Annotated in this window: 5 protein-coding genes; all 5 read left to right on the top strand. The window is 72.6% G+C overall.

Annotated features, from left to right (window positions below):
- The first annotated feature begins 173 nt into the window (after positions 1 to 173).
- Genes O7616_RS17395 through O7616_RS17375 form a run of 5 tightly spaced genes read left to right on the top strand, consistent with a single transcriptional unit; the run spans position 174 to position 17,851 of the window.
- The gene (locus O7616_RS17395) at positions 174 to 5,588 is read left to right on the top strand and encodes a non-ribosomal peptide synthetase (RefSeq protein WP_282302957.1); all 5,415 of its coding nucleotides are present in this window, start codon (positions 174 to 176) and stop codon (positions 5,586 to 5,588) included.
- Positions 5,585 to 13,093 carry a non-ribosomal peptide synthetase/type I polyketide synthase gene (locus O7616_RS17390; RefSeq protein WP_282302956.1) on the top strand — a complete coding sequence of 2,503 codons (7,509 nt, stop codon included), beginning with the start codon at positions 5,585 to 5,587 and terminating at the stop codon, positions 13,091 to 13,093. The genes O7616_RS17395 and O7616_RS17390 overlap by 4 nt, the downstream gene beginning before the upstream one ends.
- Positions 13,090 to 14,274, top strand: a complete 1,185-nt coding sequence (locus O7616_RS17385) for an acyl-CoA dehydrogenase family protein (protein ID WP_282302955.1) — start codon at positions 13,090 to 13,092, stop codon at positions 14,272 to 14,274. Before O7616_RS17390 ends, O7616_RS17385 begins: the two co-directional genes overlap by 4 nt.
- The gene (locus O7616_RS17380) at positions 14,268 to 14,999 is read left to right on the top strand and encodes an alpha/beta fold hydrolase (RefSeq protein ID WP_282302954.1); all 732 of its coding nucleotides are present in this window, start codon (positions 14,268 to 14,270) and stop codon (positions 14,997 to 14,999) included. Before O7616_RS17385 ends, O7616_RS17380 begins: the two co-directional genes overlap by 7 nt.
- Entirely contained in the window at positions 14,996 to 17,851 is a 2,856-nt protein-coding gene (locus O7616_RS17375; protein WP_282302953.1) for a thioester reductase domain-containing protein, read from the top strand. The genes O7616_RS17380 and O7616_RS17375 overlap by 4 nt, the downstream gene beginning before the upstream one ends.
- The last annotated feature ends 4 nt before the right edge of the window (positions 17,852 to 17,855 follow it).

Raw genomic sequence — 17,855 nt, 5'->3', positions numbered from 1 at the left:
GGGCCGGTGTCTGTGCGGGTCATCGCCGGGAAAGACCGGTGGACGTAGCCACCTGACTACCCCGGTCCTAGCCGAGATGACACCCCGCCCGGGCATTTCGCAGCTGTTGCGGTCTGACCAACATTTCCACAGACCCCGGTCGCTAAACGCCAGCGCACAGAAGGTGGGATTTCATGCGCACGCACGCCTCCGAGTCCACGCACACCGTCGTCGACCTCCTCCGCGCCCGCGCCCGGGAGCAGCCGGACCGGCGTGCCTACCTCTTCCTCGACCGCGACGGCCTGGAACGGGAGAGTCTGACGTTCGCGGCCCTGGACCGGCGCGCCAAGGCGATCGCCACCCGGGTACGCCGGCACGCGGCACCCGGCGACCGGGTGCTGATCCTGCACCCGCCGTCGCTGGAGTACATCGCCTGTTTCTTCGGCTGTCTCTACGCCGGGGTCGTCGCCGTGACGGCCTACCCGCCGAACTTCACCCGTCGCCTGGAGCGCATCCGCGGCCTGGTCCGCGACTCCTCCCCCGCTCTGGCCCTGACCACCGACCGGATCAGCGCCGCCGCCAGTGCCCGTTTCACCCAGGCGGAGGAGTTGGTCGGCTTCGACTGGCTGGACACCGCCACCGTCGCCGACGACGACGCCGACTGGTGCCCGCCGCGCATCGACGGCGACTCGCTGGCGTTCCTGCAGTACACCTCCGGCACCACCGGGGACCCGCGCGGCGTGATGGTGAGCCACGGCAACCTGCTGCGCAACGCCGCCACCCTGCACGACGCCGTCGGCTACCACCCGGACGACCGGATGGTCAGCTGGCTGCCGCCGTACCACGACATGGGTTTGATCGCCGGCGTGCTGCAACCCGTCCACGGCGGGTTCGAGGCGGTCCTGCTGGCACCCGCGACGTTCGCGCTCGACCCGTTCCAGTGGTTGCAGGCCATCTCCCGCTACGGCGGGACCACGTCGTACGCCCCCGACTTCGCCTACAACCTCTGTACCGACCGGATCGACGAGGAACGGCGGGCCGGGTTGGACCTGTCCACCTGGACGAGCGCGGTGCTCGGCGCCGAGCCGACCCGGGTCGACACGCTACGGCGCTTCGCCGCCATGTTCGCCGACTGCGGCTTCCGTCCCGAGGCGTTCCGCTCCGGGTACGGGCTGGCCGAGTCGACGCTCGCGGTGACCATCACCCGGGCCGCGCCGGCCGAGTTCGACGTGAGCGCCGGCGCGCTGGAGCGCGGGGAGATCACCCCGGCGACGGAGGAAACCGACCGCCGCCGGCTGGTGAGCGTCGGACCCGGCATCGACCCGGAGCAGTCCGTGGTCGTGGTCGACGCGGCGGACCGCCGATTGCTGACGGCCGGCGAGGTCGGCGAGATCTGGGTGCGCGGACCGAGCGTCGCCCAGGGCTACTGGCGGCGGCCCGAGCAGACCCGCGAGACGTTCCAGGCGCGGGTCACCACCGGCGAAGGGCCGTTCCTGCGCACCGGCGACCTCGGTTTCGTCCACGACGGCGAGCTCTACGTCACCGGCCGGATCAAGGACATGATCATCGTGCGGGGGCGCAACCTCTACCCCCAGGACGTCGAGCGGTGCGCGGTGGCCGGCCACCCGGCGTTGCGCTCCGGCCTGGCGGCCGCAGCCGGTCTGGACACCTCCGCCGGAGAGCAGTTGCTCGTCGTCGCCGAGGTGCGCCGCGACGCCACCGAACCGGACGTGGACGGCATCGTCGCGGCGATCCGGCAGGCGGTGACCGCCGAGTTCGAGGTGGCCGTGCACGCCGTGGTGCTGGTCCGCGCCGGCACGCTGCCGCGGACCTCCAGCGGCAAGGTGCAGCGGCACGCGGCGAAACAGGGGTACGCCGAGGGCGACCTGACCGAACTCGCCCGATGGGTCTCCGACGAGCAGACCTCGACGCCGACCCGACCGACGACGACCGACGGCGCGTCCGCGCCGGTCGGGACCGACGGGCTCGACGGCGGGACGTGCCGGGCCGGAACCGGGGCGGTCCCGGCCGGTTCGGGCAGCCGCACCGGCGACGCGACCCCGGTTCGGGACCTGCTCGACGCGCTGCCCGAGGCGATGCGGGAAGCGGTGGTCTGCGCCGAGATCTGCCGACGGATCGCCGCCACCCCAGGCGTCGACGCCGCCGCCATCACCCCGGACATCCCGCTCACCCTGTTGGGCCTCGACTCGCTGCGGGCCCTCCAGGTGCAGAGCGCCCTCGAACGCGACCTGGCCGTGCGGTTGCCGCTGGAGGAGTTCGCCGACGCCACAGTGGACCAACTGGCCCGCCTGGTGACCGCGCGACTCGCCGCCCCACGGGCCGACGACCCGGCCGAGGTCACGACGCTGCCGGCGCTGGTCGCCGACCCGGCCCGCCGGGGCGAGCCGTTCCCGCTGACCGACCTGCAACACGCCTACCTGGTCGGTCGCAGCGGCGCCGCGCGCCTCGGCGGCGTCTCCACCTACTGGTACACCGAGCTGGACTCCGCGTCGCTGAACGTGCCGCGTCTGGTGCGGGCACTCGGCGCGCTGGTCGAGCGGCACGAGATGCTGCGCGCGGTCATCGGCTCCGACGGCACGCAGCGGATCCTGACGGCGCCCGGAGCCGTGCCGGTGCGGGAGATCGACCTGTGCGACGCCTCGCTGGACGAGGCCGACGAGGCCCTCGCCGCGGTACGCGAGGAGATGTCGCACCAGGTGCTGCCCCTGGACACCGGACCGATGCTGGACGTCCGGATCAGCCGGCTCCCGCTCGGGCACACCAGGGTGCACATCGGCTTCGACCTGCTGGTGGGCGACGTCCGCAGCGTGCAGGTCCTCTTCGACGAGTGGCGTCGGCTCTACCTCGACCCGGGCGCCACCCTGCCCGAGATCGGGGTGTCGTTCCGCGACTACCTGCTCGCCGTGCGGGCGATGGAGACCGGCCCGGAGTACGCCCGGTCCCGGGCCTACTGGTTGGACCGACTGGACACCCTCCCCGGCGGGCCCGACCTACCACTCGCGCCGAGCGCCGGGGAGCTGCGCCGGTCCCGTTTCCACCGTCACGAGCACCGGATCGACGCCGGGACCTGGTCGCGGATCAAGCGGGACGCGGCGGCGCACGGCGTCACCCCGTCGGCCGTGCTGCTCGCCGCGTACTCGTCGGCCCTCGGCCGGTGGAGCGGTACCTCACGGTTCTGCGTGGCCACCACCCTGTTCAACCGGCTGCCGCTGCACCCCGACGTGGACGCGGTGGTCGGTGACTTCACGTCGATCACCCTGTTGGAGATCGACCTGGGCGGCGGACCGAGCCTCGCCGAGCTGGCCATTCGGATCCAGCGCCAGCTGTGGCGCGACCTGGAGCACCGGCACTTCAGCGGCGTCCAGGTGCTGCGCGAGCAGGCCCGCCGGCGGGGGGCCGCCCTGCCGGTGCCGGTCGTGTTCACCAGCGGCCGGGACACCGGCGAGATCCACACCCGGTGGCTCGGCGACACCGCCTTCTCGGTGTCACAGACCCCGCAGATCTGGATCGACCACCAGGTGCGGGAGGAGGACGGCGCGGCCCTGGTGAGCTGGGACACCGTGGACGAGCTGTTCCCCGACGGGTTGGTGGAGCAGATGTTCGGCGGGTTCGTCGACGTGTTGCGGCGGCTGGGGTCGGGCACCGGGTGGACCGGTCCGGCCGAGGTGTCCCCCGCCGGGTTGGCCGAGTTGGTGGCCGGGGTGAACGGGACGCAGGCCCCGATACCGTCCGGGCTGTTGTGGACCCGTCTGGTCGAGCACGCGAAGGCCGACCCGGACGGGCTGGCCGTGGTGGCCTCCGGCCGACGGCTGACCTTCGGAGAGCTGTTCACCCGGGCGTCGTACGTCGCGCACCGGCTCGTCGCCGCCGGTGTGACCCGGGGTGACCGGGTCGCCGTCGTCATCGACAAGTCGGTCGAACAGGTGATCGCGGTGCTGGGCGTCGGGTTGGCGGGCGCCGCGTACGTGCCGGTGGACCCGTCGGTGCCGACTCAGCGCCAGAGGTACGTGGTCGAGCACGCGGACTGCTCGGCGGTGCTGGTCCGCGCTGGTGCCGACACCGACGGCTGCGGCTCGGGTCTGCCGATCCTGGTGGTGGACGCCGACGACGAGGCCGCGGTGGCGGACGACCCGCCGACCGTGGCCGCGCAGGTCCAACCCGACGAACTGGCGTACATCATCTACACCTCCGGCTCCACCGGCCGACCCAAAGGCGTCGCCATCAGCCACCAAGCCGCCGTCAACACCTGCGTCGACGTCAACCACCGCTACACAATCACCGCCCACGACGCCGTCCTCGGACTCTCCGCCCTCAGCTTCGACCTCTCCGTCTGGGACATCTTCGGCGCCCTCGCCACCGGCGCCACCCTCGTCCTGCCCGAACCGACCGCCAACCGCGACCCCGCCCGCTGGCACCACCTCATCACCGAACACCACATCACCATCTGGAACTCCGTACCCGCCCTCATGGCCATGCTCGTCGAACACCTCGAAGCCCACAACGAAACGGCCCCCACCCTGCGCCGCGTCCTCCTCTCCGGCGACTGGATCCCCACCGACCTCCCCACCCGAATCCACACCACCGCACCCAACACCCAGGTCACCTCACTCGGCGGAGCCACCGAAGCCGCCATCTGGTCGATCCTGCACGACATCGACCACATCGACCCCACCTGGGACTCCATCCCCTACGGCAAACCCATGACCAACCAAACCATCCACGTCCTCAACGACCGCCACCAGGAATGCCCCACCTACGTCACCGGCCACCTCCACATCGGCGGCACCGGCCTCGCCGACGGCTACCACAACGACCCCGACAAAACCACCACCGCCTTCATCACCCACCCCACCACCGGCCAACGCCTCTACCACACCGGCGACCTCGGCCGCCGACACCCCGACGGCACCATCGAATTCGCCGGCCGCAACGACCACCAAGTCAAAATCGGCGGCTACCGCATCGAACTCGGCGACATCGAACACGCCCTCGCCAGCCACCCGGCGGTACGCACGGCCATCGCGACCACCACGGGAGACCGGCACCACCGTCGGCTCGCCGCGTACGTCCTGCCACACCCCGGAAACCACGACGGGAACCTCGGGGCCGCCGTCCGGGAGCACGCGAGCAGCCTGTTGCCGTCGTACATGCTGCCCAGCGGCATCACCGTCCTGGACGCCCTGCCGCTCACCCCGAACGGCAAGGTCGACCGCGCCAGCCTGCCCGAACCCGGGGTCGTGGTGACCGACCACACGCCACCGCGGACCCCGGTGGAGCGGGCGGTGGCCACGCAGCTCGGTCAGGTCCTGGGCGTCCCGCAGGTGTGCGTGCGGTCCAACTTCTTCGAGCTCGGCCTCGACTCCGTGCTGATCCTGCGACTGCACCGTGAGCTGCGGACCGCCCTCGGGCGCGACTTCCCGCTCACGTTGCTCTTCGAACACACAAGCGTGCGGCGCCTGGCGGGGGTCCTCACCGGCACCGACGACCGCGACGCGGACCTGGACGCGGCCTTCGCCCGTGGCCAACGCAACCGTCGAGCCCGGCGACGCGTCGCCCGGTCCGGACAGGAAGAGGAGACAAGGGCATGAGCACCGACACCGTCGACATCGCCGTGGTCGGCCTGGCCGGCCGATTCCCGGGGGCCCCCGACGTCACCCGGTTCTGGCACAACCTACGCGCCGGCACCGAGTCGATCCGCCACTTCACCGACGAGGAACTACTCGCCGCCGGCGTCGCCCCGGAACTGGTGGCCGACCCACGCTTCGTCAAGGCATGGGGGTCGCTGGAGGACGCCGAACTCTTCGACGCCCGGTTCTTCGGCTACGGCGCCCGGGAGGCGGCGCTGCTCGACCCGCAGCACCGCATCTTCCTGGAGTGCGCGTGGGAGGCGCTCGAGGACGCCGGGCACACCCCGGCGTCGTACCCCGGCTCGATCGGCGTGTACGCGGGCGCCAGCCTGTCGTCGTACCTGCTGGCCCACCTGCTGCCCGGTCGCGGCCTGGACGCCTCCGCCGACGGCCTGGAGCTGCTCGTGGCCAACGACAAGGACTACCTGGCCAGCCGGGTGAGCTACAAGCTCGACCTGGACGGCCCGGCGGTCTGCGTGCAGAGCGCCTGCTCCACCTCGCTGCTCGCCGTTCACCAGGCCTGTCAGGCGCTGCTGGCCGACGAATGCGACCTGGCGCTGGCCGGCGGCGTGACGGTGCGGTTCCCGCAGACCCGCGGCTACCTCTACCAGGAGGGCATGATCCTCTCGCCGGACGGGCACTGCCGCCCGTTCGACGCGCAGGCCCGGGGCACGGTCAGCGGCAGCGGCGCCGGAGTGGTGGTGCTGCGCCGCCTCGACGACGCGCTCGCCGACGGCGACCGGATCGACGCGGTCATCCGCGCCACCGCGGCGAACAACGACGGCGCCGCCAAGGTCGGCTACACCGCGCCGAGCATCCAGGGCCAGGCACGGGTGGTGTCGGCGGCGATCGGGCTGGCCGGTGTGCACCCGGAGAGCATCAAGGCGATCGAGGCGCACGGCACCGGCACCGCGCTCGGCGACCCGATCGAGATCGCCGCGCTGACCAAGGTCTTCCAGCGGCACACCGACCGGCGCGGCTACTGCGCGGTCAGCTCGGTGAAGAGCAACATCGGGCACCTGGACAGCGCCGCCGGCATCGCCTCGCTGATCAAGGCGGTGCTCCAGCTCAAGCACGGCGAGCTGGTGCCGAACGTCAACTACACAGCACCCAACCCGGAGATCGACTTCGCGGCGACGCCGTTCCGGGTCAACGAGGAACTCCAGCCGTGGAAGGCCAACGGCGATCCGCGGCGCATCGGCGTGAGCTCCTTCGGGTTCGGTGGCACCAACGTGCACGCCATCCTGGAGGAACCGCCGGCCCGGGAGCTGTCCGGCACCCGCCGCGACCGTCAGCTGATCGTGGTGTCCGCCCGCAGTGCCGCCGCGTTGGACACGGCGACCGACCGGCTGGCCACCGCCTTCGCCGACGCCGACGCGCCCGACGACGCGCCGGAGCTGCTCGACATCGCCGACGCGGCCTGGACGTTGCAGACCGGGCGTGCCCACTTCCCGCACCGGCGGGCCGTCGTGGTCGACGACGTCCGTACCGCCGCCGGCGCGCTGGGCGGCGGGGAGGGTCCGCGGACCCTCTCCGGTCGGGCGCCCACCGAGGAACCCGAGGTGGCCTGGCTCTTCCCCGGGCAGGGCAGCCAGTACCCGGGCATGGGCGCCGGGCTGTACCGCACCGAGCCGGTGTTCCGCGCCGAGGTGGACCGCTGCGCCGAGGTGCTGACCTCGGCGCTCGGCTTCGACCTGCGCGACCTGCTGGTGGCCGCGGACCCGACCGACCGGGCCGCCCGGGCCCGGCTGGCCGACACGGCGGTCGCCCAGCCGGCGCTGTTCACCGTCGAGTACGCGATGGCCCGCCTGCTCACCTCGTGGGGGGTACGCCGCGACGCGGCGATCGGGCACAGCGTCGGCGAGTTCACCGCCGCCACCCTGGCCGGGGTGTTCGAGCCGGAGGAGGCGGTCCGGCTGGTCGCCGAGCGGGGACGGCTCATGGGCGCCCAGCCGACCGGTGCGATGCTGTCGGTGGCGCTGCCCGCCGACGAGCTGGCAGGTCGGCTGCCGGTGGGCCTCGACATCGCGGCCTACAACGCGCCCGAGGTCTGCGTGGTCGCGGGCACCGCCGAGGACGTACAGGCGTTCGCCGCGATGCTGGAGGCCGACGGTGTCGGGCACCGGATGCTGCACACCTCGCACGCCTTCCACTCCCGGATGATGGACGCGGTGGTCGGCCCGTTCGCCGCCGCCGTGGCCGCCGCGGCGCCCTCGGCGCCCACCACGCCGATCCTCTCCGGACGCACCGGCACCTGGCTGACCGGGGCGGACGCCGCCAGCCCGGAGTACTGGAGTGCCCAGCTCCGCGAGCCGGTCCGCTTCGCCGACGGGATGGTCCGCCTGCGCGAACAGGGCACCGGTGTCCTCGTGGAGGTCGGCCCCGGCACCACCCTGTGCACTCTCGCCCGGTTGGCGCCCGAGGCGCGCGGCGTGGTCGCGGTGCCCACCATGCGCGCCCCGGACGCCGACGGCTCCGACGAGGCGACGGCCCTGGAGGCCGTCGGTCGGCTCTGGCTGGGCGGCGTGGAGATCGACTGGGGCGGCGTGCAGGACGGCGCCCGCCGCCGCCGGGTGGCTCTGCCGACCTACCCCTTCGAGCGCCGGCGCTACTTCGTGGAGGCACCCACCACCACCACCGGCGGCACCGCGCCGGGCGTCGTGGTCGAGGACGCTGACGACATCGACTTCGGCGAGGCCGACACCCGCCCGTCGCTGACCACCGTCTACCTGGCCCCACGGACCGACGTCGAACGGCGCATCGCGGTCATCTGGCAGGACCTGCTCGGCGTGGCACCGATCGGCGTCGACGACATCTTCATCGAGCTGGGCGGTCACTCGCTGCTCGCCACCAAGGTGGTCAGCCGGATCCAGCAGGACCTGGGCGTCGAGGTGCCGCTGCGCCGCCTGGTCACGGCGTCCACGGTGGCCGCGCTCGCCGAGGTGGTCGCGGAGTTGCTGCCCACGGCCGCGCCGACCACCGCCGAGCCGGTACCGGTGGCCGACGACGAGATGCCGGTGGCCGTGCCGGACTGGGAGCACCTGCACGAGCCGTTCGGGCTCAGCGAGATCCAGCAGGCCCAGTGGATCGGCCGGATGGGCAACTTCAGCATGGGCAACGTCGGCGCGCACATGTACTGGGAGGTGGACCGGGACGACCTCGACGTCGAACGGCTCAACCAGGCGTGGAACCGGGTGCTGGCCCGGCACGCGATGCTGCGGGCCGTGTTCACCCGCGACGGTCACCAGCGGGTGCTGCCCGAGGTCACCCGGTACGACTTCCCCGTCGTCGACCTACGCGACGAGACGCCGGAGGTGGTCGAGGGCCGGCTCGCCGAGATGCGCGAGGCGATGTCGCACGAGATGCGGCCCGAGGACGCGTGGCCGCTGTTCGAGATCCGGGTGGTGCACCTGCCCGGTGGGCGTACGCGGCTGTTCCTCAGCTTCGAGCTGATGATGGCCGACATGGGCAGTGTCCGGATCCTGCTCGCGGACTGGCGCGCCTACTACGAGCGTCCGGCCGAGGAGCTGCCCGAGCTGGGCATCTCCTTCCGCGACTACCGGCTGGCCGCGGAGAAGCTCAAGGAGACCTCGCTCTACCGCCGGTCGATGGACTACTGGCGTGAGCGGGTGGCCACTCTGCCCTCGCCGCCGGAGCTGCCGCTGGCCACCTCGCCGGAGTTGGTACGGGAGCCGAAGTTCGTGCCCCGCAGCGCGTTGATCCCGGCGGTGGAGTGGAACGCCATCAAGCGGGAGGCCGCCACGCACGGCGTCACTCCGTCGGCGGTGCTGCTGGCCGCGTACGCCTGCGTGCTGGGCGGCTGGACCCGCTCGGGCCGGTTCACGCTGAACGTGACCACCAACATCCGGCTGCCCGTGCACCCCGACGTGGAGCACCTGGTCGGCGGGTTCGCGTCCTTCACGCTGCTGCCGGTCGACCTGGTCGAGGACGACTCCATCCTCGGGGTGGCCCGCCGGTTGCAGGAGCAGAACTGGGAGGACCTGGAGTACCGCTACGTCAACGGCGTCGACATCCTCCGCGAGTTGGCCCGTCAACGGGGCGGCACCGACGCCGCCATGATGCCGGCGGTGTTCACCAGCACCCTGGTCAACGAGAGCGAGGCCAACGAGTCGTCCATGGTGGACTGGCTCGGGCAGCTGGAGCACCAGGTGATCCAGACTCCGCAGGTGTGGATCGACGCCGCGGCGCTGGAGGTGGAGGCCGGTCTCGTGGTCGGCTGGCCCAGCGTGGACGAGCTGTTCCCCGACGGGTTGGTGGAGCAGATGTTCGGCGGGTTCGTCGACGTGTTGCGGCGGCTGGGGTCGGGCACCGGGTGGACCGGTCCGGCCGAGGTGTCCCCCGCCGGGTTGGCCGAGTTGGTGGCCGGGGTGAACGCGACGCAGGCCCCGATACCGTCCGGGCTGTTGTGGACCCGTCTGGTCGAGCACGCGAAGGCCGACCCGGACGGGCTGGCCGTGGTGGCCTCCGGCCGACGGCTGACCTTCGGAGAGCTGTTCACCCGGGCGTCGTTCGTCGCGCACCGGCTCGTCGCCGCCGGTGTGACCCGGGGCGACCAGGTCGCCGTCGTCATCGACAAGTCGGTCGAGCAGATCGTCGCCGTCCTCGCGGTCGGCCTCGCCGGAGCAGCCTACGTACCGGTGGATCCCTCGACCCCACCCGACCGGCAGGAGTTCGTGCTCTCGCACGCCGAGTGCGCCGCCGTCCTGCTGCGCGTCGGGGCTACCGAACACCCGGACGCCGGCCTACCGGTGGTGGTGGTGGACGCCGACGACGAGGCCGCGGTGGCGGACGACCCGCCGACCGTGGCCGCGCAGGTCCAACCCGACGAACTGGCGTACATCATCTACACCTCCGGCTCCACCGGCCGACCCAAAGGCGTCGCCATCAGCCACCAAGCCGCCGTCAACACCTGCGTCGACGTCAACCACCGCTACACAATCACCGCCCACGACGCCGTCCTCGGACTCTCCGCCCTCAGCTTCGACCTCTCCGTCTGGGACATCTTCGGCGCCCTCGCCACCGGCGCCACCCTCGTCCTGCCCGAACCGACCGCCAACCGCGACCCCGCCCGCTGGCACCACCTCATCACCGAACACCACATCACCATCTGGAACTCCGTACCCGCCCTCATGGCCATGCTCGTCGAACACCTCGAAGCCCACAACGAAACGGCCCCCACCCTGCGCCGCGTCCTCCTCTCCGGCGACTGGATCCCCACCGACCTCCCCACCCGAATCCACACCACCGCACCCAACACCCAGGTCACCTCACTCGGCGGAGCCACCGAAGCCGCCATCTGGTCGATCCTGCACGACATCGACCACATCGACCCCACCTGGGACTCCATCCCCTACGGCAAACCCATGACCAACCAAACCATCCACGTCCTCAACGACCGCCACCAGGAATGCCCCACCTACGTCACCGGCCACCTCCACATCGGCGGCACCGGCCTCGCCGACGGCTACCACAACGACCCCGACAAAACCACCACCGCCTTCATCACCCACCCCACCACCGGCCAACGCCTCTACCACACCGGCGACCTCGGCCGCCGACACCCCGACGGCACCATCGAATTCGCCGGCCGCAACGACCACCAAGTCAAAATCGGCGGCTACCGCATCGAACTCGGCGACATCGAACACGCCCTCGCCAGCCACCCCGGCGTGGATGCCGCCGTGGCGATCGCCACCGGCGACCGCCACCACCGTCGGCTGGCCGCGTACGTCGTCGCCGGGCCGGAGCACGTCGACGATCCGGACCTCGCCGACGGCGTGCGCGCGCATGCCGCGACCCTGCTGCCGCCGTACATGATCCCCAGCACCATCACCCTCCTGGACGCCCTGCCGCTCACCCCGAACGGCAAGGTCGACCGCAACAACCTGCCCGAACCCGGGGTGGTCGCGGTCGAGCGGGAGCGGGGCGAGCTGACGCCGCTGGCGGTACGGCTGTGCCAGATCGCGGCGCACGCCATCGGCGTCGACGAGGTCGACCCGTGGGCGAACTTCTTCCAACTCGGCGGTGACTCGATCATCGGCGTCCGGATCATCACCCAGGTCAACGACCAGGGCATCGACCTGCGGCTCCAGGATCTCTTCGAGGCGCAGTCCATCGTGGACCTGGCCGAGCGGCTGGAGGCGCGCGGCGCCGTGGCGGCGGCTCCGGGCGGTGGGGTCGCGGCGACCCGCGTGACGCCGTTCCAGCGGCGCCTGCTCGCGGTGGCCGCGCCCGGCCTACCGGCCGGGGCCCACCGGGTCGACCTCCACGTCGAGGCGGATCTGTGCCTCGACGCGGCCCGCGAGGCGGTCCGCCAGATCGTCGCCCGGCACCCGGCACTGCGTACCCGCTTCGCGGTGACCGGCGACGACGGCTGGTGCCAGGCGGCCGTGCCGGCCGCCGAGGTCTCCGCCCACCTGCCGGTCATCGAGCTGGGCACGTTGCCGGCCGAGGTACGGGCCGAGGCGGTCGCCCAGATGGTCGACGAGATGCGCGAGGAACTCGACGTCGAGCGCGGCATGGTCTTCGCAGCCGCGGTGTTCGACCTCGGCGCCGACGGCCGGGTGCTCACCCTGCTCGCCTCGGAACTGGTCGTCGACGCGACCTCGTGGGAGGTCGTGGTCTCCGAGTTCCTGAGCATCACCCAGCAGTTGCGCAACGGTGACAGCGTCGTGCTGGCGCCGCCCACCGACCCGTTCACCAGGTGGGCCGAGCAGTCCCCGCAGGAGGCCGGGTTCGTGGCCGTCGAGCCGGCCGTGGTGCCGGGGGTGACGCCGCACCAGGCCGTCAGCCGGCTCACCGCCGACGAGACCGAGCGGCTCACCGACGCGGTCCGGCGCGGCTACCGGCTGAGCCTGACCGAGACCGCCCTGGCGGCCCTCACAGTGGCCGCCCGGCGCACCGGCTTGGACGGTCCGCTGCTGGTGGTGGGTGACCGGCGCGACGACGGCACTGTCGACACCTCCCGGACGGTGGGCGCGATCCTGTCCATCGCCGAGGTTCCCGGCACGCTGAACACCGACGACCTGGCCGTGCTGCTGCCGGCGGTCAAGCAGTGGAGCCGCTCCACCGCCGACGAAGCGTACGGGCCGGGCCGGCTCGCCCTGCACGTGCTGGAACGCTTCGGCGAGCGGTCCCGGTTGGCCCGACTGCTGCCACCGGGCAATCCGGCGCCCTGGCCCCGCTGGGAGCGGGACAGCCTCGGCGCGGCCGTACGCCTCACCGTCGTCGACTACGCCGGTGCCCTGCACATCCACTGGAGCAGCGCCGACCCGACGGTCGACCTGCCAAGCCTGGCGGACGCTTTCGAAACCGGCCTGCGCGACATCGCCGCGCACAGCCGCGACCTCGGGTCGGGCCAGGTGTCGGCGGGCGACTTCCCGCTGGCCGACCTCGGCACCGACGACCTGGCCGCGGTGCTCGACGACATGGAGGAGGAGCTGTGACGACCACCGACACGATCGCCCGCCCGGTCACCGCGTTGTCCGAGCGGCACACCGCCTGGCGGGACGCGGTCCGCGACTTCGCCGAGACCGAGGTACGCCCGCTGGTCGGCGAGATGGACGCCGCGTCGGCCCTCGACCCGACGCTGCTGAAGAAGCTGGTACCGGCCGGCCTGATGGGCATCGAGATCCCCCGCACGTACGGCGGCGCCGGTCAGGACCTGCTCGCGGTGCTCATCGCGATCGAGGAACTGGCCGCCGTCGACCCGGCCGTCGCCGTCTTCGTCGACGTGCAGAACGCGCTGGTGGCCAGCGCGGTGCTGCGCCACGGCACCGGTGACCAGAAGCGCCGGTACCTGCCCCGGCTGGCGACCGGCCTCGCGGGCGCGTACGCGATCTCCGAGGAGCAGGCCGGTAGCGACGCCTTCGCGCTCACCACCCGGGCCGAGCCCCGCGGTCAGGGGTACCTCCTGCACGGGCGCAAGTGCTGGACGACGAGCGCTGCCGAGGCCGGCCTGTTCCTGGTGTTCGCGCGGGTCGACGGCGCGGCCGGTGGGCTGACCGCGTTCCTGGTGGACCGCGACTCGCCGGGGTTGACCGTCGGCCCGCCCAGATCCAAGCTCGGCATCCGGGCCAGCTCCACCTGCGACGTACGACTCGACGGGGTGCCGGTGGGTCGGGAGAACGTGCTGGGCCGGGTGGGCGCCGCCGACCTGCTGGCGATGGAGACGCTCAACGTCGGCAAGCTGGGCATCGCGGCGCAGCTCGTCGGTCTGGCCCGTGGTGCCCTGCACGAGGCGCTCGGCTACGCGCAGCGGCGCGAGCAGTTCGGCGAGCCGATCGTGGCGTACCAGGGGGTGCTGTTCCCCCTCGCCCGGCTCGCCGCGGAGCTGGAGGCGGCCCGGGTCCTGCTCTACGACGCGGTGCGGGTGCTGCACCACGGCACACCCACCGACCGACTGCGGGTCAGCGCGATGGCCAAGTACCTGGCGTCGGAGGTGGCCGAGCGCGCCGCCTCGCAGGCGGTGGAGACGTTGGGCGGCAACGGGTTCACCACCGCCCACCCGGTGGAGAAGCTGTACCGGGACGCCAAGGTCGGCAAGATCTACGAGGGCACGTCCAACATCCAGTTCCGGACCATCGGCGCGATCCTGGTCGGCGCGGGAGGTGAGCGGCCGTGGTGACCCCGCTGGCGCTCTACTGTCTCCCGTACGCCGGGGGCTCGGCGCGGGTGTTCGCCGACTGGGCCGACAGCCTGCCGCCCGGCGTCACGGTGGACGCGCTCGAACTGCCCGGACGCGGCCTGCGTTTCCACGAGGATCCGGTGGACCGGTTGGAGCCTCTGGTCGCCGAACTGCTGGGCGCGGTGCTGTCCCGGCCCGGGCAGCGCTTCGCGGTGCTCGGTTACAGCTACGGATCGCTGCTCGCCTTCGAACTGTGTCGGCGGCTGGAGCACTACTACGGAATGGTCGCCGAGCACCTGTTCGTGGCGGCGATGCGGGCTCCCGGCGTACCCCGGGTCGAACCGCCCGTGTCGGCGCTGCCCGACGACCTCTTCCGCGACCACATCCGTTCCCTCGGCGGTACCCCGCCGGAGGTGCTGGAGCACGACGCGCTGATGGAGATCCTGCTGCCGGTGCTGCGGGCCGACTTCACCGTGGTGGACGACTACTCGTACCACGGGTTGCCGGTGAGTTGCCCGGTCACGGCGTTCGGCGGGTTCGACGACGTCGGTGTCCACCCCGACGCGCTCACCGCCTGGACGGGCTGCACCACCGGCCCGTTCGCCCTTGAGATGTTCCCCGGCGGCCACTTCTTCCTGCGTACCGCGCGGGACGAGCTGCTGTCGCGCCTGTCCGGCACGCTAGCCGCGATCGCCGGCCCGACACCGCTACGGAGGCGGGCATGAGCCGTACCAACCTGGACGACGTCTACGAGCTGACCCCGATGCAGCAGGGCATGCTCTTCCACCACCTGTACGCGCCGGACGAGGGTTTCTACGTCGAGCAGACCGTGCTCACCCTCACCGGCAGCCCGGACCGGGAGGCGTTCTGGCGGGCCTGGCAGCTGGTGGTGGACCGCCACCCGGCGCTGCGGACCGCGTTTCGCTGGGACGGCATCGCCAAGCCGGTGCAGGCGGTGCACGCCCGGGTGGCGTTGCCCCGGGAGACCCACGACTGGCGGGCCCTGCCGGCCGCCGAGCAGCATCGTCTGCTCGAGGAGTTGCTGCGCGACGAGCGTCGGCGCGGTTTCGACCTGGAGACCCCGCCGATCATGCGGGTCGGGCTGTGCCTGCTGGCCGACGACCGCTTCCAGATCGCGCTGCGCCTGTCGCACCTGGTGGTGGACGGCTGGTCGGTCGGCCTGATGATGTCCGACTTCACCGCGGCCTACAAGGCGTACGTACGTGGCCGGGAGCCGGTGCTGCTGGCACCGGGCCGCTTCCGCGACTACGTGGCCTGGTGGAAGCGCCAGGACCCGGAGGCGGTGGGGCCGTTCTGGCGCCGCTACCTGGCCGGCTACCAGCCTGCGCCGCTGCGCCTGGACGGGGGCGCGGCTCCGGCCGACGGGCCCGCCTTCGACTGGGTCGATCTCTCCCTCGGCGACCTCGCCGGTGAGCTGCGCGGGTACTCGCAGCGGCACCGGCTCTCCCTGCACACGCTCGTGCAGGGGGCGTGGACGCTGGTGCTGGGGCGGGCCATCGGCAGCGCCGACGTGGCCGTCGGCACCACCTTCGCCCACCGACCCGGTGACCTGCCCGGCGCGGAGTCGATGGTCGGCTGCCTGGTCGGCACCGTGCCGGTACGCAGCACGCTCGGCCCGGAACGCCCGGTCGTGCCGTGGCTGCGGGCCATCCAGGACGACATCATCGCGGTTCGGGACAACGCCGCCACCGGGTTGGCCGACATCCAGCGGTGGAGCAGCGCACCGCCCGGCACCGACCTCTTCGACAGCATCGTCGGCTTCCAGAACATGCCGTTGCCGCCGTTCACGCTCGGTGAGGAGGGGTTGGGTCTGGAGGGCTTCCAGCTGCACACCCGCCCGCACACCCCGTTGGTGCTGATGGTGCTTCCGGGCGACGACCTGCCGCTGCACCTCATCCACGACCGTCGGCGCGTCGACCCGGCTCGGGCCCGGGCACTCGTCGCGGGCGTGCACGACGTGCTCGCGGCGATCATGCGCGACGAACCGGCGCGCCTGGGCGACATCCCGGAGGTCGCCGCCCCGGCGCAGCCGTCGACCGAGCAGGCGGCGAACCCGAGCCCCGCACCGGGCGCCCCCGCGCCGGCTGCCGGGACGGAGACCGAGGCGGCGCTGAGTGCGCTCTTCGCCGACCTGCTCCAACTGGAGCACGTCGGCCGCGACGACAACCTCGTCGAACTGGGCCTGCACTCGCTGCTCGGAACCCGCGCGGCCAACCGGATCCACGACGAGTGGCGCACACTGCTGCCGTTGCAGGCGTTGTTCGCCGGGCCGACAGTGGCCCGCCTGGCGGCCCTGATCGAGGCCGGCGGCGTCGCCGACGACCGCGCCCGGGACCCCCGTGGCCACGTCGACGTGCTCCGCGAGGCGGTGCTCGACGAGGACATCACCCTCCGGGGGCCGGTGCGGTGGACGGCCGAACCGCGACGGGTGCTGCTCACCGGCGGCACCGGCTACCTGGGCAGCGCCCTGCTGGAACGGCTGCTGCGCGACACGCAGGCGACGGTGGTGTGCCTGGTCCGCTCGCTGGACCCGGCCGACGGTCGCCGCCGCGTGCGGGAGGCGCTGGCCGCCGCAGGCCGCTGGAACGACGCGTTCGACGCCCGGATCGAGGTGCTGCCCGGGAACCTGTCACAGCCGCGCCTGGGTCTCGCCCCGGACACCTTCGCGGCGCTGGCCGACGACCTCGACACGATCTACCACCTGGGCGCGGTGGTCAACATCCTGCCGCCGTACCGGCGGGTCCGGCCGACCAACGTCGGCGGTACCCGCGAGGTGCTGCGGCTGGCCACGTCGGGCAGCGCCGGAACCATCCCGGTGCACTACGTGTCGCCGGCGGAGGTCACCGACCTCGCCGACGCCGAGCGGGCCGGTCGGGAGGTCTTCGTGGACACTCCCCCGCCGCACCTCTACAACGGCTACATCCAGTCGCAGTGGGTGGCCGACCGGATCGTCGGGGAGGCGGCGGCACGCGGCGTACCGGTGGTGGTCACCCGGGCGGCCCGGCTGATCGGGAGCCCGGTGACCGGGCGGTGGAAGGTCGGCGACGTGGTCAGCGACATCGTGCGCGGCTGCGTCGCCCTGGGCCTCGTCCCCGACAGCGGCATCGCGCTGCCGGTGTCCACGGTCGAGCACGTGGCGGCCGGCGTGGCGGCGCTCTCCCTTCGCCGGGACGCCCTCGGCCAGGCGTTCCACCTGACCGCGGCGTCGCCGTTCACCTTCGACGAGCTGGCCGGGGCGCTGTCCGACCGGGGCTACCGGACCGCCGGGGTGTCGCTGGAGCAGTGGTACGCCGAACTGGTCCGGCTGTCCCGCCGCGACCCGGACGGCCGGTGGGACCTGGTGCTGTCGGTGCTCGGCCCCTGGGTACGCGCCAACGCCGCCGGGTGGCACGAACCGTTGTACGACACCAGTCGGGCGCGCGCCGTCCTCGGCGACGACGTGCCCGCCCCCGAGGTGGGTCGGGCGTTCATCGGGCGGTGCCTGGACTACTTCGCCGCCATCGGCCACGTGCCCGCCCCCTCGGCGAGCGTGGACGCCGAGCCGGTGCGGGGGTGAGCGC

The organism is Micromonospora sp. WMMD964 (assembly GCF_029581455.1).
Taxonomy (GTDB): Bacteria; Actinomycetota; Actinomycetes; order Mycobacteriales; family Micromonosporaceae; genus Micromonospora.
Note: the sequence above shows the minus strand (reverse complement) of the source record. Positions and strands in the feature narration are given on the sequence as shown.